General features: G+C 72.1%; 21 protein-coding genes. 12 read left to right on the top strand and 9 right to left on the bottom strand.

Annotated elements, in window-relative coordinates:
- The first annotated feature begins 40 nt into the window (after positions 1-40).
- Entirely contained in the window at positions 41-1,192 is a 1,152-nt protein-coding gene (locus ACE3TA_RS05695) for an epoxide hydrolase family protein (protein WP_374571419.1), read from the top strand.
- Positions 1,193-1,267: 75 nt separating this feature from the next.
- Positions 1,268-2,278, top strand: a complete 1,011-nt coding sequence (locus tag ACE3TA_RS05690) for a low specificity L-threonine aldolase (RefSeq protein ID WP_374571417.1) — start codon at positions 1,268-1,270, stop codon at positions 2,276-2,278.
- A gap of 114 nt (positions 2,279-2,392) precedes the next feature.
- Here the strand turns inward: ACE3TA_RS05690 and ACE3TA_RS05685 are convergent, their stop codons facing one another.
- The 4 genes from ACE3TA_RS05685 to ACE3TA_RS05670 form a co-directional block, all read right to left on the bottom strand.
- Positions 2,393-4,129, bottom strand: coding sequence for an alpha/beta fold hydrolase (locus ACE3TA_RS05685; RefSeq protein WP_374571415.1), 1,737 nt, complete (start codon positions 4,127-4,129; stop codon positions 2,393-2,395).
- A gap of 78 nt (positions 4,130-4,207) precedes the next feature.
- The gene (locus ACE3TA_RS05680; RefSeq protein ID WP_374571413.1) at positions 4,208-5,206 is read right to left on the bottom strand and encodes an NAD(P)H-dependent flavin oxidoreductase; all 999 of its coding nucleotides are present in this window, start codon (positions 5,204-5,206) and stop codon (positions 4,208-4,210) included.
- Between the two features lie 89 nt (positions 5,207-5,295).
- Positions 5,296-6,258 (bottom strand): acetyl-CoA carboxylase carboxyltransferase subunit alpha, encoded by a 963-nt coding sequence (locus tag ACE3TA_RS05675; protein ID WP_374571411.1) that lies wholly within the window; start codon positions 6,256-6,258, stop codon positions 5,296-5,298.
- A gap of 62 nt (positions 6,259-6,320) precedes the next feature.
- Complete coding sequence (locus ACE3TA_RS05670; RefSeq protein WP_374571408.1) at positions 6,321-7,238, bottom strand: LysR substrate-binding domain-containing protein; 918 nt, start codon at positions 7,236-7,238, stop codon at positions 6,321-6,323.
- Positions 7,239-7,319: 81 nt separating this feature from the next.
- On the opposite strand from ACE3TA_RS05670, the gene ACE3TA_RS05665 reads away from it, so the two are divergent.
- On the top strand, positions 7,320-8,369 hold the full coding sequence (locus ACE3TA_RS05665) for a YeiH family protein (RefSeq protein WP_374571405.1): 1,050 nt from the start codon (positions 7,320-7,322) through the stop codon (positions 8,367-8,369).
- A gap of 21 nt (positions 8,370-8,390) precedes the next feature.
- Here the strand turns inward: ACE3TA_RS05665 and ACE3TA_RS05660 are convergent, their stop codons facing one another.
- Both ACE3TA_RS05660 and ACE3TA_RS05655 read right to left on the bottom strand, forming a co-directional pair.
- Positions 8,391-9,308 carry a site-specific tyrosine recombinase XerD gene (locus ACE3TA_RS05660; protein WP_374571402.1) on the bottom strand — a complete coding sequence of 306 codons (918 nt, stop codon included), beginning with the start codon at positions 9,306-9,308 and terminating at the stop codon, positions 8,391-8,393.
- Positions 9,305-10,639, bottom strand: coding sequence for a hypothetical protein (locus tag ACE3TA_RS05655; RefSeq protein WP_374571399.1), 1,335 nt, complete (start codon positions 10,637-10,639; stop codon positions 9,305-9,307). The genes ACE3TA_RS05660 and ACE3TA_RS05655 overlap by 4 nt, the downstream gene beginning before the upstream one ends.
- Positions 10,640-10,706: 67 nt before the next feature.
- Here ACE3TA_RS05655 and ACE3TA_RS05650 point away from each other — a divergent pair, with 67 nt between their 5' ends.
- The 4 genes from ACE3TA_RS05650 to ACE3TA_RS05635 all read left to right on the top strand — a co-directional run bounded on the left by ACE3TA_RS05650 (position 10,707) and on the right by ACE3TA_RS05635 (position 14,132).
- Positions 10,707-11,255 (top strand): shikimate kinase, encoded by a 549-nt coding sequence (locus ACE3TA_RS05650; protein WP_374571397.1) that lies wholly within the window; start codon positions 10,707-10,709, stop codon positions 11,253-11,255.
- A complete protein-coding gene (gene aroB / locus ACE3TA_RS05645) occupies positions 11,252-12,364 on the top strand; it encodes a 3-dehydroquinate synthase (RefSeq protein ID WP_374571395.1) in 1,113 nt (370 codons plus the stop codon). Before ACE3TA_RS05650 ends, aroB begins: the two co-directional genes overlap by 4 nt.
- Positions 12,365-12,372: 8 nt before the next feature.
- Positions 12,373-13,653: an HlyC/CorC family transporter gene (locus tag ACE3TA_RS05640; RefSeq protein ID WP_374572390.1), complete on the top strand. Its 1,281-nt coding sequence runs from the start codon at positions 12,373-12,375 to the stop codon at positions 13,651-13,653.
- Between the two features lie 101 nt (positions 13,654-13,754).
- Positions 13,755-14,132: a response regulator gene (locus tag ACE3TA_RS05635; protein ID WP_374571393.1), complete on the top strand. Its 378-nt coding sequence runs from the start codon at positions 13,755-13,757 to the stop codon at positions 14,130-14,132.
- Here the strand turns inward: ACE3TA_RS05635 and ACE3TA_RS05630 are convergent.
- Positions 14,129-14,401 carry a BolA family protein gene (locus tag ACE3TA_RS05630; protein ID WP_374571391.1) on the bottom strand — a complete coding sequence of 91 codons (273 nt, stop codon included), beginning with the start codon at positions 14,399-14,401 and terminating at the stop codon, positions 14,129-14,131. The genes ACE3TA_RS05635 and ACE3TA_RS05630 overlap by 4 nt on opposite strands.
- A gap of 52 nt (positions 14,402-14,453) precedes the next feature.
- Here ACE3TA_RS05630 and ACE3TA_RS05625 point away from each other — a divergent pair, with 52 nt between their 5' ends.
- Both ACE3TA_RS05625 and ACE3TA_RS05620 read left to right on the top strand, forming a co-directional pair.
- The gene (locus tag ACE3TA_RS05625) at positions 14,454-15,110 is read left to right on the top strand and encodes a J domain-containing protein (protein WP_374571389.1); all 657 of its coding nucleotides are present in this window, start codon (positions 14,454-14,456) and stop codon (positions 15,108-15,110) included.
- Positions 15,111-15,180: 70 nt separating this feature from the next.
- Entirely contained in the window at positions 15,181-16,071 is an 891-nt protein-coding gene (locus tag ACE3TA_RS05620; protein WP_374571387.1) for a phytanoyl-CoA dioxygenase family protein, read from the top strand.
- 4 nt (positions 16,072-16,075) lie between these two features.
- Here the strand turns inward: ACE3TA_RS05620 and ACE3TA_RS05615 are convergent, their stop codons facing one another.
- Positions 16,076-16,480: a GFA family protein gene (locus ACE3TA_RS05615; RefSeq protein ID WP_374571386.1), complete on the bottom strand. Its 405-nt coding sequence runs from the start codon at positions 16,478-16,480 to the stop codon at positions 16,076-16,078.
- Positions 16,481-16,561: 81 nt separating this feature from the next.
- The gene (locus ACE3TA_RS05610; RefSeq protein WP_374571383.1) at positions 16,562-17,431 is read right to left on the bottom strand and encodes a TauD/TfdA dioxygenase family protein; all 870 of its coding nucleotides are present in this window, start codon (positions 17,429-17,431) and stop codon (positions 16,562-16,564) included.
- 197 nt (positions 17,432-17,628) lie between these two features.
- On the opposite strand from ACE3TA_RS05610, the gene cobS reads away from it, so the two are divergent.
- The 3 genes from cobS (at position 17,629) to ACE3TA_RS05595 (ending at position 22,163) form a co-directional block, all read left to right on the top strand.
- Positions 17,629-18,633, top strand: coding sequence for a cobaltochelatase subunit CobS (gene cobS / locus ACE3TA_RS05605; protein ID WP_374571381.1), 1,005 nt, complete (start codon positions 17,629-17,631; stop codon positions 18,631-18,633).
- A 100-nt stretch (positions 18,634-18,733) separates the two neighbouring features.
- A complete protein-coding gene (locus ACE3TA_RS05600; protein WP_374571379.1) occupies positions 18,734-20,863 on the top strand; it encodes an ATP-binding protein in 2,130 nt (709 codons plus the stop codon).
- A 91-nt stretch (positions 20,864-20,954) separates the two neighbouring features.
- Positions 20,955-22,163, top strand: coding sequence for a DUF3089 domain-containing protein (locus tag ACE3TA_RS05595; RefSeq protein WP_374571377.1), 1,209 nt, complete (start codon positions 20,955-20,957; stop codon positions 22,161-22,163).
- Positions 22,164-22,165 lie beyond the last annotated feature (2 nt).

The following is a 22,165-nucleotide window of genomic DNA, read 5'->3' as shown; positions in this document are numbered from 1 at the left end:
GCACGCCAATCTCGCTCCAAAGACAGCGAGGGAGCGCACGGTGGCCGAGATCAAGCCGTTCAAGGTGGAGTGGAGCGAGGCCGCGGTGGGCGCGGTGCTGGACCAGGTGCGCGCCTATCCCTGGCCACCGGCGCCGCAGGTTTCCGACGGCTGGTCCTACGGCTGCGACGCCGGCTACCTGAAGCGCTTCTGCCAGCGCTGGACCGGCGGCTACGACTGGAAGGCGGCGGTGGAGGAGCTGAACCGCTTCCCGCAGTTCACCGCCAGGGTCGACGACTTCGACCTGCACTTCGTGCACGTCGTGGGCGAGGCCGGCGGCAAGCGGCCGCTGCTGATCTCCCACGGCTGGCCCGGCTCGCACTACGAGTTCTGGGCCTCCATCGAGAAGCTGGCCTTCCCCTCGCGGTTCGGCGGCGATCCGGCCGACGCCTTCGACCTGGTGGTCCCGTCCCTGCCCGGCTTCGGCTTCTCCTCCAAGCCCGTCCGCCCGATCGGCCAGCGCGAGACCGCGCGGCTGTTCAACATGCTGATGACCGAGGTGCTGGGCTACCAGACCTACCTGGCCCAGGGCGGCGACTGGGGCTCGCTGGTGACCTCGTGGCTGGGCAAGAACCACGGCGCCAACGTGCGCGCCATCCACCTGAACATGCTGGGCTTTCGCCCGCACGGCGGACCCAAGACGCCCGACGAGGTCGCCTGGGCGACGCACCAGGGCATGATGATGGACGTGATGGGCGCCTACTTCCGCCTGCAGGCCTCCAAGCCGCAGTCGGTGGCCTGGCTCGGAGCGGGCAATCCGGTGGGACAGGCCGCCTGGATCATCGAGCGGTTCCACGATTGGTCGGACCTGCGGACCAGGCCGTTCGAGGAGGTCTATCCGCTCGACCGGCTCATCACCAACATCATGATCTACGTGATGACCGGCAGCTTCACCACCGGCGCCTGGTACTATCGCGGGCTGATGGAGGAAGGCCGGATCGACTTCGCCGAGGGCGAGCGCTGCGAGACGCCGACGGCCTTCGCCAACTTCCCGGGCGAGCCGCTCTATTCGGCGCCGCCGCGCGGCTTCGCCCAGCGGGCCTACAACATCGTGCGCTGGACCGAGATGCCGAGCGGGGGCCACTTCGCGGCGATGGAGGAGCCCGATCTCTTCGTGGACGACGTGCGCGCCTGGGCCAGAAGCGCGGGGTGACATTCTCTCCGCCCGAAGCTTGACCTCGCCCTCCGCCCGTGCGGGAGAAGAGGGCGAACCTGACCGAGCTTGCGCATGACCGGCCGCTACGACTTCGCCTCCGACAATACCGCCCCCGCCGCGCCCGAGGCCTTCGCCGCCCTGGCGGCGGCCAATCGCGGCTTTTCCGCCTCCTACGGCGACGACGAGGTCTGCGCGGCGGCCGCCCAGGTGATCCGCGGCCTCGTGGACGCCGACGCCGAGGTGCGCTTCGTCGCCTCCGGCACCGCGGCCAACAGCGTCGCCCTGGCCGCGCTCTGCCGGCCGTTCGAGGCGGTGCTGGCGCACGCCCATTCGCACGTGGCCACCGACGAGACCGGCGCGCCGGGCTTCTTCGGCCACGGCCTGGGGATCACCGGCCTCTCCGGCGCGTCGGGCCGGATCGACCCGGAGGCCCTGGCCAAGGCGCTGCGCGCGCCCGACAGCGCCCACCACCAGGCGCCGGCGGCCCTGTCGCTGACCAACGCCACCGAATACGGCACGGTCTATTCCAACGAGGCGCTGGCGGCGCTGACCGGGGCGGCGCGCGAGGCCGGCCTGAAGGTTCACCTGGACGGGGCGCGGCTGGCCAACGCCATGGCCGCCGGCTTCGATCCCAAGGCCGCGGTCAAGGCCGGAGTCGACATCCTGGTGATCGGCGGGACCAAGGCGGGGATGACGCCCGCCGAGGCCCTGGTGATTCTCGACAAGTCGCTGGTGCGCCGCTTCGACGCCCGCCTGAAGCAATCCGGACAATTGCCTTCCAAATCAAGGTTCTACGCCGCCCCCTTCATCGGCATGGTGGAGACCGGCGCCTTCGTCGAGCGCGCCGCCCACGCCAACGCCATGGCCGCGAAGCTGGCGGCGCTGAGCCCCTTCAAGGTGGCCCATCCGGTGGAGGCGAACGGCGTCTTCGTGGAGATGGACGGCGCGGCGCACAAGCGGCTGCTGGCCAAGGGCTGGCAGGTCTACCGCTTCCTGGACGGCACGGTGCGCTTCATGTGCTCCTGGGCGACCACCGAGGAGGCCGTGGAGGCCCTGGGGGCGGACCTGAAGGCGGTGGCCTAGGTCCTTAGCCGTCTTCGCCCGGCTGGTGCGGGCGATCCAAGCGGGCCGTCAGCTCGGGGCCCCCGGATCGGCCTTCAGCCGACCGGAGGATGACGCGCGGGAGATTGGCCGCCCCTAGGCCGCCAGCCAGGCCAGCACTTCGGGCCAGTGCTTGTGCGGCAGGAAGTGGCCGATGTCGGCGAACACGCGGGTCTCGCCGGCGGCCCGGCCGAGCCAGGCGGTGGCCTCGCCGGGGGTGGCCAGCGGATCGTCGGCGCCGTGCCAGAGCGCGACGGGCGCGGCCAGCGGCGGCGCCTGGAAGCCCTCCTCGCGGGCGGCGGCGCGAACCTCGTCGGCGATGCCGCGGGCGCTGACCGCCAGGGACTCGCGGATGTAGTCGGCGATGAACTCGACGACCGCCGGGTGGGACGCCAGATAGGCCGCGTCGCTGGGCGCCGAGGCGCCGGTGCGCACGATCCTGCCGATCCGGTTGCGCGTCATCTGCACCCGCATCACCGCGAACACCGCGTCGGCCAGCCAGGCGCTGCGGAAGAGGCGCCGGCGGAACTGCACCAGGCGGTGGCGGGCGTCGCGCTCGGTCTCGGGGGCCAGGCCCGGCGGGCGCGCCGAGACCAGCAGGACGCGGCTCGCCCGCTCGCCGAGCGCCTCGGCCGCCGACAGGGCGAAGGCCGAGCCCGACATGAAGCCGGCGACGCGCACTTCCTCCAGGCCAAGCCCGTCGCAGATCGCGGCGAGGTCGCGGCCGACGCCCTGGAAGCTGTAGTCGTGGCGCGGGTCGGAGCGGCCGACGCCCGGGCGTTCGGGACAGATCAGGCGCAGGCCCAGGTCGCGGGCCAGGACGTCCGACCCCCTGGGCAGGAGACTGGAGCCCAGCCCCTGATGGACGAGCAGGGCCGGGCGCCCGCGCGGGGCGCCGTAGTCGCGGTAGGCGATGCGCCGGCCGTCGGCCAGGCGCATGAGCCGCACCGGCGGGGCGCTCTCGGCCGCGCCGCGCTCGGTGGCCAGGATCGCCGGGCCGAACCCGCCGGCGTGCGCCTCGTCGGGCTGGAAGACGCCGGCCAGGGCGCCGAGCTGGGTGAGCGCGCGCACCAGCTCGCTCTGACGGTTCAGCCCCATCTTGTCGAACACCGCGCGGAGCTGGTTGCGCACGGTGTTCACCGACACGCCGAGGGCGGCGGCCGCCTCCTTCAAGGTCAGGCCCTCCTTGAGCCGCGCGGCCAGGCGCGTCTCGGCCGCGGTCAGGCCGAAGCTCTCGCGGATGCTGGCCCAGAGCCGGTCGGTGGCCTCCACCGCCGGGAAGATGATCGCCACGCCGCTGTCGGGCGCGCGCGCGTCCGGCAGGCTCGCCGCCAGCGAGGCCGGCAGGGCGGCGGCGGGCACCACATAGGCGAAGTGCGGCCCCTCGTCGTCGGCCTGGGTGAACTTGACGATGACCTGGCCGGTGCGCGCCTCGCGCAGGCGCCGCCGGGCCTGGGCGAGCGCCTCGTGGTTGGACGGGTCGAAGAACCGAAGGCCCTTGGCCTCCAGCAGGCCCAGGCGCTGCTGGAACACCGCCTCGCCGGCGGCGTTGCAGCTCGTCACCCCGCCGGACGGGGAGATCATGACCACGCCCACCTGCGGGCCGGCGGCGGCCTCCATCGGCTGGGCCGCGGCGCGGACCACCCCGGCCGCCATCGCCTCCATGGCGGCCGGCTCCACGGCCTCGCCCGGCGCCTCGCCGAGGGCGTCGATCACCTCTTCCCAGCGATCGGGATTGGCCGCGATGGCGTACATCGTCTCGATCACGAACGAGACGTTCGCCCTGGCCTTGGGCTTCAGCCCAGGCAGCGTGAATCGGGATGAGGCCGGCACGGGCGGCAGTCTACACGACCCGGCCGCCCAGCCATCCCGCCTCGCCGTCCGGTGGAGCCGGCGGCGAGGCCCCGCCCCTTACGCGGGCGTCAGGCTCTTCAGGCCCGCCAGCCGCGCCAGGCGTCCGGCGATGATCTCCTCGGCCTCGCCGACGATGCGGGCGATCAGTTCGGCGCAGGTGGGGATGTCGTGGATCAGCCCCTGGATCATGCCCGCCGACCAGATGCCGTAGTCCGGATCGCCGGTCTCGTAGACCACCCGGCCGCGCACGCCGGCCACCAGGTCCTTGACGTCCTCGAACTTGGCGTCGCCGCGCCGCTCGATGGCCACCACCTCGTCGGAGATGGCGTTCTTCGCCACGCGGGCGGTGTTGTGCATGGTGCGGAAGATCAGGTTGGTGGCCCGCTCGTCGTTGGCGACGATCTGCTCCTTCACCTTCTGGTGGATCGGGCTTTCCTTGGTGCACATGAAGCGGGTGCCCATGTTGATCCCCTCGGCGCCCAGCGCCAGGGCCGCCACCAGGCCGCGGGCGTCGCCGAAGCCGCCCGAGGCGATCATCGGGATCTTCACCTTGTCGGCCGCCGCCGGGATCAGGATCAGGCCCGGGATGTCGTCCTCGCCCGGGTGGCCGGCGCATTCGAAGCCGTCGATGGAGATGGCGTCCACGCCCATGCGCTCGGCCGACAGGGCGTGGCGCACGGCGGTGCACTTGTGGATCACCTTGATCCCGTGCTCCTTGAAGTGGTCGACGTGCTCCTGCGGCTTGTAGCCGGCGGTCTCGACGATCTTCACGCCGGAATCGATGATCGCCTTGCGGTACTCGGCGTAGGGCGGCGGGGTGATCGCCGGCAGGATCGTCAGGTTCACGCCGAACGGCTTGCTGGTGAGGGTGCGCGCGCGCTCGATCTCGCGGCGCAGGTCGTCAGGCGTGGGCTGGGTGAGCGCGGTGATGATGCCGAGGCCGCCCGCCTCCGACACCGCCGCGGCCAGCTCGGCGCGGCCCACCCACTGCATGCCGCCCTGAACGATCGGGTGTTCGACCCCGAAGGTCTCCGTGAACCGCGTCTGCAACGCCATGACGTCCCTCCAAACGATTGTTTGGACGACACTGAACAGCGCGACGCCAGGTCAGGCAAGCCGAGGAATGCTGAAAAGGGCGCGGCCGGCTACTGAAGGCCGCTGCGGCCGATGGCGTAGAACCGCTCCGAGCGCTGGGCCTGAAGTTCGACGGGGCCCATGTTGCCGAGCGAGGTCATCTCCTGCTCGACGGCGTCGCCCACCGCCTTGATCGCGGCCTCCGGATCGGAGTGCGCGCCGCCCGGCGGCTCGTCGACGATGCGGTCGATGATGTTGAACTTCAAAAGATCCTGGGCGGTGATCTTCAGCGCCTTGGCCGCCTCTTCCGCCGTGCGTGAGCCGCGCCACAGGATGGAGTTGGCCCCTTCCGGCGGGATCACCGTGTAGATCGCGTGCTCCAGCATCAGCACGCGGTTGCCGCAGGCGATGCCGAGCGCCCCGCCCGAGCCGCCCTCGCCGGTGACCACCGCCACCATCGGCGTCTTGAGCAGCAGGCTCTTCTCGGTGGCGCGCGCGATCGCCTCGGCGACGCCCCGTTCCTCCGAGCCGACGCCGGGATAGGCCGCGGCGGTGTCGACGAGGCTGATGACCGGCAGGTTGAACTGCTCGGCCATCTCCATCAGCCGGATCGCCTTGCGGTAGCCCTCGGGCCGGGCGTAGCCGAAGTTGTGCTTCACGCGGCCGACGGTGTCGCGGCCCTTCTCGTTGCCGATCACCACCACCGGCTGGCCGCGGAAACGGCCGAGGCCGCCCATGATCGCCTGGTCGTCGGCGAACTTGCGGTCGCCGCGCAGCTCGACGAAGTCGTCGATCAGCGCCTCGCAATAGTCGACGAAGTGCGGCCGGTCCGGATGGCGGGCCACCTGCACCTTCTGCCAGGCGTCGAGATTGGAGTAGGCCTCGCGCCGCAGATCCTGGGCGCGGGCGCGCAGGGCCTCGATCTCGGCTTCAAACGAGCCGGCGCCGGCCGTTTCGGAAAGCTTGTCCAGTTCCTCGATCTTCGCTTCGAGGTCTGCGATCGGACGCTCGAAGTCGAGGTAGTGCGCAACCATGCCTGGGAATCGTCTCTGCGCCGTGGGCGGGAGGGCCGGAAATTAGGCGCGATCAGCCGGCGTCACAAGTGCGGCGCCTTGCGCCGGGCCGGCCGGTCCAGGCCGGTGGCCGAAAGCGAGGCGACGAAGGCGCCCGCCGCCGCGCTCAGCCCCCGCTCCTTGTGGGACAGGAGCACGAAGTCGCGCGCGCCCAGATCGAAAGGCAGGGCCACGACCCGGCCGGCCTCCACATGCGGGCGCGCGGCCAGCTCGGAGACGGCGGCCACGGCCTGGCCGTCGGCCACGGCGGTGAGCACCGCCTCGTTGGACGGCAGCTCCAGGGCCACGCGCAGGGCGGCCGGGTCCACGCCCCTGGCCTGCAGCGCCCGCTCGGCCGCCGCGCGCGTGCCCGAGCCCGGCTCGCGCTGCACCCAGGCCGCCTGTTGCAGCGCCGGGGCGGTGACCGGCGTGTGGGCCAGAAGGTGCGCGGGCGAGGCGTAGACGGCCACCCGGTCGCCGCCCACCTTGCGCCCGGCCAGCACCGGCGAATCCACCACGCCCTCCACCACGGCCAGGGCGCAGGCCCCCTGCGCCACCAGGGCCGCGGCCTGGGCGGTGTTGCCGACGGTCAGGCGCGTCTTCACGCCGGGATAGGCCAGGGCGAAGCGCGCCAGCCGCGCCGGCAGCCAGTAGCTGGCCACCGTCTGGCTGGCCGCCACCGCCAGCGCGCCGCGGCGCAGGCCAGCCAGGTCGTCCAGGGTCTGGGCCGCCGCCTCGGCGCTGGTCAGCACCGCCCGCGCCGCCGGCAGGAAGGCGCGCCCGGCCTCGGACAGGGCCAGGCCCCGGCCGACGCGGTCGAACAGCCGCGCCCCGTGCCGCGCCTCCAGGGCGGCCACCGCCGCGCTGGCCGCCGACTGGGTCATGTTCAGCGCCTTGGCCGCGCGGGTCATGTGCAGGTGCTCGGCGACGGCGACGAACACCCGGAGCTGCTCCAGGGTCATGGCGCAATGATCGCATATATCGATCAAACATACAAATATCATTCGTTGGATTTATGAATTCGGCGGGCGCAGCCTCGCGTCATGACCCGCCACCTTTCCCCAGCCGCCCTGCGCGCCCTCCTGCCCGGCGTCATCCTCTGCGCCGCCGTCACCGCCGCCGCCTTCGCCCTGCAGGGCCTGGAGGTGAAGCTGTTCGGGCGACCGTGGCTGGAGGCCCTGGTGCTGGCGATCCTGCTGGGCGCGGCCGTGCGCTCGGTCTGGTCGCCGGGCGAGCGCTGGAGCAAGGGCGTGCAGTTCTGCGGCAAGACCCTGCTGGAGGTCGCCGTGCTGCTGCTGGGCGCGAGCCTGAGCGCCGAGGCCCTGCTGGCGGTGGGCGCGCCGCTGCTGGTCGGCGTCGTCGGCGCCGTGGCGGTGAGCCTGGCGGCCGGCTACGGCCTGGGCCGGCTCCTGGGCCTGCCGCACCGGATGGCGACGCTGGTGGCCTGCGGCAACTCCATCTGCGGCAACTCGGCGATCGCGGCGGTGGCGCCGGTGATCGGCGCGGAGGCCGAGGAAGTGGCCGCCTCGATCGGCTTCACGGCCGTGCTGGGCGTGCTGGTGGTGCTGATCCTGCCCCCGGCGGCGGCGGCCCTGCACATGACGCCCCGCGCCTCCGGCGTGCTGGCCGGCCTGACCGTCTACGCCGTGCCGCAGGTGCTGGCGGCCACCGCGCCGATCGGCGCCCTGGCGGCCCAGGTGGGCACGGTGGTCAAGCTCTCCCGCGTGCTGATGCTGGGGCCGGTGGTCTTCGGCCTGTCGCTGCTGAGCCGCGGCGCCGTCGCCGGCGAAGCCGAACAGGCCAAGGGCGGCAAGCCGCGCCTGCAGCTCGGCCGCCTCGCCCCGTGGTTCATCCTGGGCTTCATCGCCCTGGCCGCGGCGCGCTCGTTCGGCCTGATCCCGCACGCGGCGATCGCGCCGGCCTCGCACGCGGCGACCTGGCTGACGGTGATCTCCATGGCCGCCCTGGGCCTGGGGGTGGACGTGCGGGCCGTGAGCCAGGCGGGCGGGCGGGTGACCGCCGTGGTGACCCTGTCGCTGATCGCCCTGGCCGGGGTGGCGCTGCTGCTGATCTGGGGCCTGGGGCTGGCCTGAGGCCGGAACGCCCCGGACGCCTCAGCCCTTGCGCCCGAGCGGATGCTTGGTCGCCACCACCTCGGCCAGGCGCTCGCCGGCCACGTGGGTGTAGATCTGGGTGGTGGCGATGTCGGCGTGGCCCAGCAGGGTCTGCACCACCCGAAGGTCCGCGCCGCCTTCCAGCAGATGGGTGGCGAAGGCGTGGCGCAGGACATGCGGGCTGACCCGCGCCGGATCGATCCCCGCGTCGGCCGCGGCCTCGTCGAGGAGCTGGGCGAAGCGGCGGGGCGTCAGCCGCCGGGCCTTGCCGCGGGAGGGGAACAGCCACGGATTGGCCGCGTCGCCCTTGGGCAGGAAGTCCTTGCGCATCTCCAGCCAGGCCCTGACCGCCGCCCGCGCGGCCTCGTTCAGCGGCGCCAGGCGCTCCTTGCCGCCCTTGCCCTTGACGATCAGATAGGCCGGATCGCGGGCCACGGCCGCCAGCGGCAGGGCGGTGAGCTCGGAGATCCGCAGGCCCGAGGCGTAGATCAGCTCCACCATGCAGGCCAGGCGCAGCCCCTGGCCGCCGTCGCGGGCGCCGGCCGCGGCGATCAGCCGGTCCACCTCTTGGCGGCTCAGCACCTTGGGCAGCGGCCGGCCCTTTCGCGGCGCGTCCACCCGCCGGGAGGGATCGTCCTGCCGCCAGCCCTCGCCCAGGACGAAGCGGTAGAACTGGCGCAGCGCCGCGCGGCGGCGCGAGGCGGTGGCGGGCGACAGGCCCCGCGCGCCGAGATCGGCGAAATAGGCCTCCACCTCCTCGGCCCCGGCGTCGGCCAGGTCGCGGCCGCGCCCGGCCAGGAAGCCCTGAGCATCGGCCAGGTCCTTGGCGTAGGCGGTGAGCGTGTTCTTCGCGGCCGCGCGCTCCACGGCCATCATCTCCAGGAAGGCCTCGGCCCAGCCTGACCCCTTACCGCTCATTGGAGCCCGAACAGGCCTTCGAGCACGAAGTTGCGCGCGTCGGCCTTCAGGCCCGCCGTCGAAAGGGCGCGGGCGATGCGCGCGCGGTCGGCCGGCGAGGGGCCCTGAGCCCCCGCCTCGGCGCAGGTCCACAGCGCCAGGAGCGCGGTCTGGCCCTCCAGCTTGCGCGCGGCGGCCAGGTCCATCGCCAGCATCCGGCCGGCCGGGGCCTGGCCGCCGGCCGCCTGGACGCCGGCCAGCAGGTCCAGCGCCTTGGGACTGAGGTCGCCGCCCAGGGCCGCGGTGAGGAAGGCGGCGGCGCGCGCCTTGGCGTGGGCGGCGGGCTCGCCGGCGCCGGCGCGATCGACCAGATGCTCGGTGACCGAGGCGTCCACCTGGCCGGAGGCGACCGCCAGCATCGCGTCCAGCACCGCAAGGTCGTCGGCCGACACGCCCGGCTCGGCGGTGATGAAGCCGGCGCGGACCTGCCGGGCGCCGGCCAGATCGCCGGCGGCCAGCATGGCGACCGCCGCGTCGGCGACGCTGGAGCCGGCCGGCGCGGTCCAGACCGGCGGGCCGGGCGGCTGGCCGGCCAGGGCGGCCGCCACGGCCGGGTCGGCCTTGGCGGCGGTCAGGTCCAGGCCAAGGTCGCGCGACAGGGCGAAGTCCAGGCCGTTGCGCAGGGAGGCCGCGCCCGGATCGCCCTTGCCGGCGAGCTTGGCGCCCATCAGCCGGCCGAAGACTGCGTCGCGGTCCTGGCCCTGGGCCAGGTCGTAGGTGAGCTGGGCCTCGCCCTGCTGGCCGGCCCGCTGGCGGCAATAGGCGCGCAGGCGCAGCCAGTAGATCTCGCCCCGGCCGCTGGCCAGGGTCTCGCCGATCTGGCAGGCGCGGTCGTCGTCGCCCGACAGGAGCGCGGCCTCGGCGGCCTGCTGGGCCAGGGCCGGCTCACGCTCGACGTTGGGGGTGCGCGACAGCACCGCGATCGCGCCGACCGCGTCGCCCAGGGCGTTCAGGACCTTGATGCGCAGGCTGGCGAGTTCGGCGTCCTGGCCCGCGCCGTCGGGGCCTGCGGCGCCGGTGTCCAGCACGCGCAGGGCCAGCGCCCGGGCGGCGGGCGACAGCGGCTTTTCGGCCAGGAGCGGCAGCACCGCGCGCATGGTGTCGGCCGAGGCGCCGCGCCAGAGATCGGAGGACAGGCCCGTGTCCCGCGCGCCGGCGGAGAACAGGTCGGGCGCGGCCAGCGGCGTCACCTCGACGGACTGAGAGGCGGACTGGGCGGCGGACTGGGCGGACGCCGCCGTGGCGACGCAGGCGGCGGCGAGAACGGCCGGCCAGAACAGGCGACGAGTCATGGGGCGCAGCATAGCCAACGCAGGCCATTGGCGCGAGCCCGCGCGGTCGTGTAGACCTTCGCCGTTCATGGACCGATATGCTCCTCTGCGCGCCCGCACCATCACCCTCGTGGGACTCATGGGCGTGGGCAAATCCAGCGTAGGCCGACGGCTGGCCAATGCGCTCGACCTGCCGTTCCGCGACGCCGACACCGAGGTCGAGACGGCCGCCGGCCGCTCCATCCCCGACATCTTCGCCGACCTGGGCGAGCCGGCCTTCCGCGAGGGCGAGCGGCGGGTGATCGCGCGCCTGTTGGACGAGCCGCCCCACGTGCTGGCCACCGGCGGCGGCGCCTTCATGAACGAGGAGACCCGCAAGCTGATCAAGGCCAAGTCGGTCTCGGTGTGGCTGAAGGCCGACCTGGACCTCCTGGCCCGGCGGGTGGGCCGCAAGGACAACCGTCCGCTGCTGGCGGGCAAGGACCCGGCCACGGTGCTGCGCGCCCTGGCGGCTGAGCGCTATCCCGTCTACGCCCAGGCCGACGTGACGGTGGAAACGGGGGATGCGGCCCACCATGTGGCCGTCGACCAGGTGATCCGCGCGCTCACCGCCTATCTGGAGCACAAACCGGCATGATCCGCACCCAAACCGTGGGCCTGGGCGAGCGGAGCTACGACGTCCTGATCGGGCCGGGCCTGCTGGACGCGGCGGGCGGGCGCATCGCCCCCTTCGTCAAGCGCGGCCGCGTGGCCGTGGTCAGCGACGAGACCGTCTGGCGCCTGCACGGCGCGCGGCTGACCGCCTCGCTGGAAGCGGCGGGGCTGTCGGCCCCGGCGGTGATCGTGCCGCCCGGCGAGCAGACCAAGAGCTTCGAGGGCCTGGCCGACGTGTGCGACCGGCTGCTGGCGCTGGAGCTGGACCGTGGCGACCTGATCGTCGCCTTCGGCGGCGGGGTGGTGGGCGACCTCGCCGGCTTCGCCGCGGCCATCTACAAGCGCGGGATCGACTTCGTGCAGATCCCCACCACCCTCCTGGCGCAGGTGGACTCCTCGGTGGGCGGCAAGACCGCCATCGACACGCCGCGGGGCAAGAACCTGATCGGCGCGTTCCACCAGCCGCGCCTGGTGCTGGCCGACCTGGACGTGCTGGCCACCCTGCCCGTCCGCGAGATGCGCGCCGGCTACGCCGAGGTGATCAAGTACGGCCTCCTGGGCGACTTCAGCTTCTTCCAGCGGCTGGAGGCCGACGGCGCGGCGGTGCTGGCGCGCGAGCCGCAGGCGCTGACCGACGCGGTGACCCGCTCGGTGCAGATGAAGGCCGAGATCGTCGCGCAGGACGAGAAGGAGGCCGGCCGCAGGGCCCTGCTGAACCTCGGCCACACCTTCGGCCACGCGCTGGAGGCCGAGACCGGCTACGGCGAGGCGCTGCTGCACGGCGAGGGCGTGGCCGCCGGCATGGCGCTGGCCTTCCGCTTCTCCGCCGCCCAGGGCCTGTGCTCCAGCCAGGACGCCGTGCGCGCCAGCGCCGCCATCGCCGCGGCCGGCCTGCCGACGCGGATGGACGAGGTGACCAAGACCCCGTTCTCGGCCGAGCGGCTGGTGCGCCACATGGCCCAGGACAAGAAGGCCGAGGGCGGCAAGCTGACCTTCATCCTGGCGCGGGCCATCGGCCAGGCCTTCACCGCCCGCGACGTGGACGCGCGCGCCGTGCGCGACTTCCTGACGGCGGAGGGAGCCGCGCCGTGATCGCCGCCATGATCGCGGCCCTGGCGCCGTCGCTGGTCGTCCTGCTGACCTTGTCGGCGCTGCTGTCGGCGGCCGAGACCTCGATGACGGCGGCCAGCCGCGGGCGGCTGCACCAGCTCGAGCGCGAGGGCGACCGGGCGGCCGGACGGGTCAACGGCCTGATCGCCAACCAGGAGACCATGATCGGGGCGATCCTGCTCTCCAACAACGTGATCAACATCGGCGCCTCGGCGCTCACCACCAGCGTGCTGTCGGCGGTGTTCCCCGGCCCGCTGGGCGCCCTGATCGCCACGGTGGTGATGACCGTGCTGGTGGTGGTGTTCGCCGAGATCCTGCCCAAGACGCTGGCCATCGCCCGGTCCGACGACGTGGCCAGGTCCCTGTCGATCCCCACGGTCTGGATCGTGCGCATCTTCGGCCCGCTGGCCAACGGCGCCCAGTGGATCGTGCGCCAGACCCTGCGCCCGTTCGGCATCAACCTGGACATGGGCGTCGATGTGCTGGCCGCGCACGAGGAGATCCGCGGGGCCGTGGAGTACCACCACGCCGAAGGGGCGGTGGAGAGCCGCGACCGGCGGATGCTGGGCGGGGTGCTGGACCTGGCCGACATGGACGTGAGCCAGGTGATGGTGCACCGCAAGTCGATCTCGATGATCGACGCGGACCTGCCGCCGCGCGAGCTGGTGGACGAGGCCCTGGCGAGCGCCCACACCCGCGTGCCGCTCTACCGCGACGACCCGGAGAACATCGTCGGCGTGATCCACGCCAAGGACCTCTTGCAGGCGATCGCCGAAGCCGACGGCAGGATGGACGACCTGGACATCGGGGCCATCGCCCGCGAGCCCTGGTTCATTCCCGAGACCACCAACCTGAAGGACCAGCTCAACGCCTTCCTGAAGCGCCAGACCCACTTCGCCCTGGTGGTGGACGAATACGGCGCGCTGCAGGGGCTGGTGACCCTGGAGGACATCCTCGAGGAGATCGTCGGCGAGATCGAGGACGAGCACGACGTGCACGCCCTGGCCGGCGTGCGCCCGCAGCCGGACGGCATGGTGATGGTCGACGGTTCGGTGGCCATCCGCGACCTGAACCGCGCCATGGACTGGGACCTGCCGGACGAGGACGCGGTGACGGTGGCCGGCCTGGTGATCCACGAGGCCCAGACCATCCCGCGGGTCGGCCAGACCTTCATCTTCTACGGCCACCGCTTCGAGGTGGTGCGTCGCGACCGCAACCAGATCACCGGCCTTCGGGTCTCCCCGCCGCTGGAAGCCGCCGAGAGCGCCTGAGACGCCGGCGCGCGAACGCCCCATCGGCGCGAACACCGTAGCCGTAGGTTGCGGTTCGCGCTATGCAATCCATGATTGACCCCCGCGCTGGAGCGAACCTGATGAGCGAAGGCGGCCGGTTCGACGGCTTGAGAGTGCTCGTCGTCGAAGACGAGATGATGGTGTCCATGCTGATCGAGGACATGCTGTCCGACCTGGGCTGCCTGGTCGTGGGGCCGGCCTCGCGCATCGAGGACGCGCTGGCGCTGATGGAAAGCGCGGCGATCGACTGCGCGGTGCTGGACGTGAACCTGGGCGGCCAGCCGATCTTTCCCCTGGCCGACATCCTGCGCGAACGCGGCGCGCCGTTCGCCTTCGCCACCGGATACGGCGACGCGGGCCTGCGCGAAACCGACCGCGGCACGCCGGTGCTGCAAAAGCCCTTCCGCGAGATCGACCTGGCGCGGGTGCTGGGCGAGCTGCGCGCGACGAACGCCTAGCCCTCTCCGGGGGCCAGCGCCTTGAGCGACAGGGCGTGGACCGGCCCGGCCAGCTCCTCGGACAGGGCGCGGTAGACCATCCGCTGGCGGGCCACCTTGGGCGTTCCGGCGAAGGCCGCCGCCTCGATCAGCACGTTGAAGTGGCTCTCCCCGCCGGGCCTCGACCCGGCGTGGCCGGCATGGCGCGAGGACTCGTCCTCGATCTCGAGGCGAGTGGGCTCGAAGGCCCGGGTGAGCTTGGCTTGGATTGAATCAAATATGGCGCCCATCGCCCGCATCTTCAATTCTTGAAAGGGATTCTTTGGCCCCCATACTTGGGCCATGAGCGGCGCGTTTCAATACAGGCCCAAGTTCGTCGACATCCGCGTGCGGCCCCCCAAGCCGGACGAGGAGCAGGCGCGCGACGACGACGTCTTCGCCCTCAAGCCGGGGGAGCGGGCGTGCGACCATCCCGGCTGCCGGATGGCCGCCACGGCGCGCGCGCCCAAGTCCCGCGACATGCTGCACGAGCACTACTGGTTCTGCCAGCCGCACGCGGCCGAATATAACCGCAACTGGAACTTCTTCGCCGGCATGAGCGAGGGCGAGATCCGCGCCCGCCGCGAGGACGAGGCCATGACCGGCGGGCGACCCACCTGGGAGATGAAGGCCGGGCGCCGCTCGCGCGAGGCCGCGGCCTTCACCGCCAATTTCGCCCGCGGGTCCGGCTACGCCGATCCCTTCAGCATGTTCGGCGGCGGCGGCCCGGAGTCGCGGCCGCAGAGCGCGCCCAGCCGCCGGCTCGGCAAGCTGGAGCGCAACGCCCTGGCCGACCTGGACCTGGACGAGGACGCCGAGGGCCCGAAGATCCGCCAGCGCTACACCGAGCTGGTCAAGCGCTGCCACCCGGACGCCAACGGCGGCGACCGCTCGGCCGAACACAAGCTGCAGCGGGTGATCAAGGCCTACCAGACCCTGCGCAAGGCCGGGATGGTCTGAAGCTCCGGGGCGATTGCCGCCCGCCGCGACCGGCGTAAGCTGGCGGCGAGGAAACGCCCGGAGACAGACAATGCCCGCTCTCAAGCACCTGAGCGCCGACGCCTCGCCCGAGGAGATCCGGGAGATCCTGGACACCGACGGCGCGCTGATTCTCGACCACGTGATCCCGCGCGCGCAGGTGGACGCGGTGATGGCCGAGCTCATGCCCTACATCGAGGCCACGCCGACCGGCGCCGACGACTTCTCGGGCGTGAAGACCACGCGCACCGGCGCCTTGGTGGCCCGCTCGCCGCAGGCGCGCAAGCTGGTGACGCATCCGGCGATGCTGGCCGGCGCCGACGCCTTCCTGCTGCGCTACTGCTCGCGCTACCAGCTTCACCTGACCCAGGTGATCCGCATCCGGCCCGGCCAGCCCAAGCAGCCGCTGCACCGCGACCGCCTGGCCTGGGGCGGCTGGGTGCAGGGCGTGGAGCCGCAGTTCAACACCATCTGGGCGATGACCGACTTCACCGAGGAGAACGGCGCGACCCAGGTGGTTCCGGGCAGCCCCGGCTGGGCCGAGGGCCGCCAGGCCGAGCCGCACGAGGTCGGCTATGCGCAGATGGAGCGCGGCTCGGTGCTGGTCTACTCCGGCTCGGTGATCCACGCGGGCGGCGAGAACCGCTCCGGCGGCGACCGCATCGGCGTCAACATCACCTACTGCCTGGGCTGGCTGCGCCAGGAGGAGAACCAGTACCTGTCCTGCCCGCCGCAGATCGCCCGCGACCTGGACCCGGAGCTGCAGGCGCTGCTCGGCTATGCCATGGGCAGCTACGCGCTCGGCTACTACACCCCGCCCCTGCCGCCCGGAGAGGGCCCGGAGATCGTGCCGCCCGAACACGCCCTGGGCGACACCAGCGGCGCCGGCTGGGGCGCGGCGCTGACCCCGGAGGCCCGGCGCAAGCTCGCCTCGCAGCTCTGAGCCGTCAGAGGTGGCGCACCTCGGCCGGGGCGGCCCACCAGTTGTCGTGGCGGCCGTCCATGTAGCGCACCGGCGCCTCGGCCAGCTCCGTCGGATCGACGTCGTCCAGGGTGCAGACGGCCACCGAGACGTAGTCGCCGCCGATCTCCTCGATATGGCCGTCGCCGAACGGCGCGACCCCGCAGGTGGTGCAGAACCGATGGTGGCCGCTCATCGTGCCGAACTGGTAGTCGCCGAGCGCCTCGGCGCCCTGGATCAGGCGGAAGGCGTCAGGCTTCAGCCCCACGCTCCAGTTGCGCCGCTTGGTGCAGATCGAGCAGTTGCACTTGCCCGTGCCGGCGGACAGGTCGATGTCGGCTTCGAAGCGGACCTTCCCGCAATGGCAGCTTCCGCGATAGGTGCGCAGCATGTGGGCGCCTCCCGATGGGTTTGCGAAGGCGCCCAGGGCTAACGGCGGCCTGCTGACAGCCCGCCGTCAGCAACGCGGCGGTCAGACCGGCCGCTCGCCGGCCACCGTCGTGCGGTGCATCACCCGCAGGTGGCCGTCGTAGCCGCCATCGGCGAAGTGGACCGTGCAGCGGTTGTCCCACATCAGGAGCATCCCCGGCCGCCATTTGTGGCGATAGACGAACTCGTCGCGGGTCATGTGGTCGTAGAGGAACTTCAGGATCGCCGCCGACTCCGCATGGGTCATCCCCTCGATCCCGCGGGTGTAGACCGGGCTGACGAACAGCGCCTTGCGGCCGGTGACCGGATGGGTGCGCACCAGGGGGTGGACCTCGGTCTTGTCGGCCTCGGGGCTGACGATGATCCGCATGGTCCGCTTCTCGGTCTCGCGGGCGAAGACGCCCTGGGTTCCGTAGGCGAGAGAGGCCGAGTGGACGGCCCTGAGCGGGGCCAGCATCGCCTGGAAGGCCGGCGACAGCGCCTCGTAGGCCCGGGCGCAGTCGGCGAACAGGGTGTCGCCGCCCACCGGCGGGACCACCTCGGAGCGCAGCAGGGTGGCCGCCGGCGGCTCGGGCTGGAAGCTCCAGTCGGAGTGCCAGCCGGCGCCGAAGTTGGTCGCCTTCTCGTCCGGCTCGCGGCGCAGCTCCAGGACGTTGGGATGGCCCGGCATGGGGGCGATGAAGGGATCGTGGCCGAACGGGCCGATCGCCTGGGTGAACGCCTCCAGGGCCTGAAGGCCGAGCGGCTGGTCGGGAAAGGACAGCACCGCGTGGCGGGCCCAGGCCGCCTTGACCTCGGCCAGGGTTTCGGCCGGCGGCGGCCGGGACAGGTCCAGCCCGGTGATCTCGGCGCCGAAGCCCGAAGGCTGCGGCCTGACCGTGATCGTGCGTGGTTGCGCGAGCGCCTCGCCCATGGTCGTCCTCCCGATCGCCGCGGCGTGGTCCGCCCCGGCGTTTGCGGCCAGACTAGCGCTTGCCCGGCGCGCCGGCACGCAATTCCGGCACGGCGGCGGCGGACGCGACGGAAACCGGCCCGGACGACGTTTCCCCTCGCCAGAACCTGCAAACACCCGTTTGCTTTGCGCCCGTAACCCTGTAATCGATCCGCGCCATGACTTCGTTCGCCGACACCCAAGACGACAAGCTGATCACCCTGGTCCCCGACCGGCACGTGTCCGTGCGCGACACGTTCGGCGTCGACGTGGACATGACGGTTCCGGCTTTCTCCACGCGCGACGCGCACGTTCCCGACGTCGATCCGAGCTACGTGTTCGACCCGGAGACGACCAAGGCCATCTGCGCCGGCTTCGCCTTCGACCGCCGCGTGATGGTCCAGGGCTATCACGGCACCGGCAAGTCGACGCACATCGAGCAGGTCGCCGCGCGGCTGAACTGGCCGATGATCCGCGTGAACTTGGACAGCCACATCAGCCGGATCGACCTGGTCGGCAAGGACGCCATCGTCCTGAAGGACGGCAAGCAGGTGACCGAGTTCCGCGAAGGCATCCTGCCCTGGTCGATCCAGCGGCCGGTGGCCCTGGTGTTCGACGAATACGACGCCGGCCGCCCGGACGTGATGTTCGTGATCCAGCGCGTGCTGGAAGCCTCGGGCAAGCTGACCCTGCTCGACCAGAACCGGGTGATCCGCTCCAACCCGTTCTTCCGGCTGTTCGCCACGACCAACACCATCGGCCTGGGCGACACCACCGGCCTCTATCACGGCACCCAGCAGATCAACCAGGCGCAGATGGACCGCTGGTCGATCGTGACCACGCTCAACTACCTGGCGCACGACGTCGAGGCCGAGATCGTGCTGTCCAAGGCGCCGAACTACAACACGCCCGACGGCAAGCGCACGATCAACGCCATGGTCCGCGTCGCCGACATGACCCGCAACGCCTTCATGAACGGGGACATCTCCACGGTCATGAGCCCGCGGACGGTGATCACCTGGGCGCAGAACGCCGAGATCTTCGGCGGCGACATCGCCCTGGCGTTCCGCATGACCTTCCTGAACAAGTGCGACGAGCTGGAGCGCGGCACCGTGGCCGAGTTCTTCCAGCGCGCCTTCGGCCAGGACCTGCCGGAGAGCACGGCCCGCGTGCGGGTTTCGTAGCCCTCAACCCAGAGGCTGCGACTATCCGTCGCCGAGGCAACTCTGCGATTCAGCAAGGTTTTTTACCGTTCCCTAGGCATGCGCCGAGCCTATTGCGCAGATGTCTGGCAAGGGCTCCATCGATGTCGATCTGCCCCGCGGCCGCCTGGCCGTGCGGGGGGTCGTCGCGCCTGCGCTGATCATCGTCGCCATCGTCGTCCTGGGCAGCCTGAGCCTTCTGGCCTACGCTGGCGGGGCGGTCGACCGGATGCAGCTGCGCGAGGAACGCGCCCTGGCCTCGCGGGCGATCGACAGGTCCCAGGAGAACCTGACCACCGACGTCTATGGCGTCTCCCACTGGGACCAGGCCTACCTGGCCCTGAGCGGCAAGCTGGACGCCGACTGGGCCGACGTGGAGATCGGCGACTACCTGGTGAACGGCCGCGGCCACGCCATGACCCTGGTGCTGAACCGCGCGGGACGGCCGGTCTACGCCTGGCGCGGCGACGGCCGCGTCGAGCCCGCGTCGCTGGCCGGCTTCGCCGCCAGCGCCGGCCCGCTGATCGCCAAGACCCGCGCCGGGGAGAAGGCCGCCGAGCGCGCCGCCGCCGCCGCCGGCCAGGGGCGGATCGGGGAGCCGGTCATGTTTGGCGGGGTCGTGTCGTGGAACCACGGCCTCTACATGACCGTCGTCTCCACCGTCGAGCCGGAAACCGACGTGGCTCCGCTGCGCAAGGGGCCGGGCGTCCTTCTGATCTCGACGCGCGCCATCGACGCGACGTTCCTGCGCGACCTGGACCGGGACCTGCAGATCGCCGCCGCCCGCATCGTCCCGCCCGCCGCGCGCGACGCAGAGGACGCGGCCGCCTCGATCCCGCTGGTCGGCGTCGACGGCCGCGTGGCCGAGCGCCTGGCCTGGACGCCCCGGCAGCCCGGGATGGAGGTGCTGATGCGCGCCGCCCCGGCCCTGACGACGGGCTTCCTGGCGCTGGCCCTGGCCGGATGGGCCTTCGCCGCGCGCATCCGCTGGATCCTGCGTGAGCTGGCGCTCAACGAAGCCAAGCTGGCCCGGACCTTGTGCGATCTGGTGAGCGCCCGCGACGAGGCCCAGGCCGCGAACGTGGCCAAGTCGCAGTTCCTGGCCAACATGAGCCACGAGATCCGCACGCCGCTGAACGGCGTCCTGGGCATGGCCCAGGTGATGGAGCGCGAGCCGCTGGAGCCGGCGCAGCATGAACGTCTGAGGGTGATCCGCGATTCCGGCGAAGCCCTGCTGACGGTGCTCAACGACATCCTCGACATCTCGAAGATCGAGGCCGGCCGCCTGGAGATCGACAACCACGACTTCGACCTGGACGAGGTGGTGCACGCGGCCGCCAATCCCTTCGCCGCCCTGGCCGAGGAGAAGGGCGTGGGCTTTGCGATCGACGTCGACGACGACGCGTGCGGGGTGTGGTTCGGCGACAGCCTGCGGCTGCGCCAGGTGATCGCCAACCTGGCCTCCAACGCGGTCAAGTTCACCGAGGCGGGCGAGGTGCGCGTGGCGGTGGCGGCCCGCGACGACGGCCTGGACTTCCGGATCACCGACACCGGCATCGGCATTCCGACCGAGCGCCTGGGCGAGCTCTTCGAGAAATTCAGCCAGGTCGACGCCTCGACCAGCCGGCGCTTCGGCGGCACGGGCCTGGGCCTGGCGATCTGCCGCGAGCTGGTGGTCCTGATGGGCGGGCGCCTGGAGGTGGAGAGCCAGGCCGGCGAAGGCTCGAACTTCTTCTTCCACCTGCCGCTCGAGCGCCACGCCGCGCCCGCGCCGGCCCCGGCCGAGGCGCCCCTGCCGGAAGCCGAGGACCACCGGAGCCTGCGCATCCTGGCGGCCGAGGACAACGCCACCAACCGCCAGATCCTGGCCGCGCTGCTGGAGCCGCTGGGCGTGGAGGTGGAGTTCGCCGACGACGGCGCGGCGGCCGTGGCCGCCTTCGAGCGCGGCCGCTTCGACATGGTGCTGATGGACGTGCAGATGCCGGGCATGAACGGCCTGGAGGCCACCGTCGCCATCCGCACGCTGGAGGCCGACCGCGGCGCGCCGCCCACGCCGATCCTGGCGATCTCGGCCAATGTGATGCACCACCAGATCGAGCAGTACCTGGCCGTCGGCATGACCGGCTTCGTGGCCAAGCCGATCAAGGCGGGCGAGCTGATCGCCGCCATCGAGGCGGCCGCGTCGCCCGCCGGATCCTGCCTGGCGGCCTGACCCGCCCACCCCGAAAGTGACTCGACCGCCGCGCGCCCAGCGGCGATGGTTCGCGCCATTGCAGAACAAGAGCATTTTCAAGGGGAGCGAGATGTCCAGAATTGGATGGACCACGCTGGTCGCGAGCGCGGCCTTGGCCGTGACGGGCGCCGGCGCAGCGGCCCTGGCCCAGACGCAGGCGCAGACGGCGGAGGCGCCGGCGCCGAACGACTATTCCGACAAGGCGAACTGGCTGTGCTGGCCCGGCCGCGACGACGCCTGCGCGATCGACACCACCACCACCGTCATCCAGGCCGACGGGACCATGAGCCAGGAGACCTGGGCGGCCGATCCGAACGCGCCGGTGGACTGCTTCTACGTCTATCCCACGGTCTCGCTGGACAAGGGTCTGCTGTCCGACATGACGCCCAACGCCGAGGAGCGGCGGGTGGTGGAGCAGCAGCTCGCCCGCTTCGGCGCCAAGTGCCGCGTCTATGCGCCGATGTACCGCCAGTTCACCCTGACCGCCCTGCGCGAGGCGATCGCCGTCGGCGCGGCCCCGGGCGCGGGCCGCGTGGCGACCACGCCCTACGACGACGTGCGCGACGCCTGGACCTATTATCTGGAGCACGAGAACCACGGCCGCGGGGTGGTGCTGATCGGCCACTCCCAGGGCTCGGGCATGCTGACCCAGCTCATCGCCAGGGAGATCGACGGCAAGCCGGCGCAGAAGCTGCTGGTCTCGGCGATCCTGATGGGGACCAACCTGCCGGTGGAGCCGGGCAAGGACACCGGCCTCTTCAAGTCGATCCCGCTCTGCCACGCGCCGAGCCAGACCGGCTGCGTGGTGGCCTACGCCTCGTTCCGCGACACCGCCCCGCCGCCAGCCAACAGCCGCTTCGGCCGGCCGCGCGAACCGAACTCGCCGATGGTGGCGGCCTGCGTGAACCCGGCCAACCTCGCCGGCGGGCCCGGCGAGCTGCATGCCTACCTGTCCTCCGGGGCGATGATCGCCGCCGACGCGGCCGCCCCGCCGGCCTGGGTGAAGGATGGACCGAAGGTGGAGACGCCCTTCGTCTCGGTCCCCGGGCTGCTCTCCGCCCAGTGCGTGACCAAGGACGGGTTCACCTACCTGTCGGTGCACGTGAACGCCGACCCGTCCGATCCGCGCGCGGACGACATCGCCGGCGACGTGGTGGTGAACGGAACGGTGCTGAAGGACTGGGGCCTGCACCTGATCGACGCCAACCTGGCCATGGGAAACCTGGTCGACCTGGTGGGAACCCAGTCGCAGGCCTGGCTGGCCGAACAGCCGCGCTGAGG

This window comes from Phenylobacterium sp. (assembly GCF_041916435.1).
GTDB lineage: Bacteria > Pseudomonadota > Alphaproteobacteria > Caulobacterales > Caulobacteraceae > Phenylobacterium.
This window is presented reverse-complemented; position numbering and strand designations above follow the sequence as displayed.

What these genes read in the sequence shown, in the direction of transcription:
- ACE3TA_RS05690 (WP_374571417.1), top strand. Translation starts at nt 1,268, where the DNA reads ATGACCGGCCGCTACGACTTCGCCTCCGACAATACCGCCCCCGCCGCG.
- ACE3TA_RS05680 (WP_374571413.1), bottom strand. Translation starts at nt 5,206, where the DNA reads ATGGCGTTGCAGACGCGGTTCACGGAGACCTTCGGGGTCGAACACCCG.
- ACE3TA_RS05675 (WP_374571411.1), bottom strand. Translation starts at nt 6,258, where the DNA reads ATGGTTGCGCACTACCTCGACTTCGAGCGTCCGATCGCAGACCTCGAA.
- ACE3TA_RS05670 (WP_374571408.1), bottom strand. Translation starts at nt 7,238, where the DNA reads ATGACCCTGGAGCAGCTCCGGGTGTTCGTCGCCGTCGCCGAGCACCTG.
- ACE3TA_RS05665 (WP_374571405.1), top strand. Translation starts at nt 7,320, where the DNA reads ATGACCCGCCACCTTTCCCCAGCCGCCCTGCGCGCCCTCCTGCCCGGC.
- ACE3TA_RS05660 (WP_374571402.1), bottom strand. Translation starts at nt 9,308, where the DNA reads ATGAGCGGTAAGGGGTCAGGCTGGGCCGAGGCCTTCCTGGAGATGATG.
- ACE3TA_RS05655 (WP_374571399.1), bottom strand. Translation starts at nt 10,639, where the DNA reads ATGACTCGTCGCCTGTTCTGGCCGGCCGTTCTCGCCGCCGCCTGCGTC.
- ACE3TA_RS05650 (WP_374571397.1), top strand. Translation starts at nt 10,707, where the DNA reads ATGGACCGATATGCTCCTCTGCGCGCCCGCACCATCACCCTCGTGGGA.
- aroB (WP_374571395.1), top strand. Translation starts at nt 11,252, where the DNA reads ATGATCCGCACCCAAACCGTGGGCCTGGGCGAGCGGAGCTACGACGTC.
- ACE3TA_RS05640 (WP_374572390.1), top strand. Translation starts at nt 12,373, where the DNA reads ATGATCGCGGCCCTGGCGCCGTCGCTGGTCGTCCTGCTGACCTTGTCG.
- ACE3TA_RS05635 (WP_374571393.1), top strand. Translation starts at nt 13,755, where the DNA reads ATGAGCGAAGGCGGCCGGTTCGACGGCTTGAGAGTGCTCGTCGTCGAA.
- ACE3TA_RS05630 (WP_374571391.1), bottom strand. Translation starts at nt 14,401, where the DNA reads ATGGGCGCCATATTTGATTCAATCCAAGCCAAGCTCACCCGGGCCTTC.
- ACE3TA_RS05625 (WP_374571389.1), top strand. Translation starts at nt 14,454, where the DNA reads ATGAGCGGCGCGTTTCAATACAGGCCCAAGTTCGTCGACATCCGCGTG.
- ACE3TA_RS05620 (WP_374571387.1), top strand. Translation starts at nt 15,181, where the DNA reads ATGCCCGCTCTCAAGCACCTGAGCGCCGACGCCTCGCCCGAGGAGATC.
- ACE3TA_RS05615 (WP_374571386.1), bottom strand. Translation starts at nt 16,480, where the DNA reads ATGCTGCGCACCTATCGCGGAAGCTGCCATTGCGGGAAGGTCCGCTTC.
- ACE3TA_RS05610 (WP_374571383.1), bottom strand. Translation starts at nt 17,431, where the DNA reads ATGGGCGAGGCGCTCGCGCAACCACGCACGATCACGGTCAGGCCGCAG.
- cobS (WP_374571381.1), top strand. Translation starts at nt 17,629, where the DNA reads ATGACTTCGTTCGCCGACACCCAAGACGACAAGCTGATCACCCTGGTC.
- ACE3TA_RS05600 (WP_374571379.1), top strand. Translation starts at nt 18,734, where the DNA reads ATGTCTGGCAAGGGCTCCATCGATGTCGATCTGCCCCGCGGCCGCCTG.
- ACE3TA_RS05595 (WP_374571377.1), top strand. Translation starts at nt 20,955, where the DNA reads ATGTCCAGAATTGGATGGACCACGCTGGTCGCGAGCGCGGCCTTGGCC.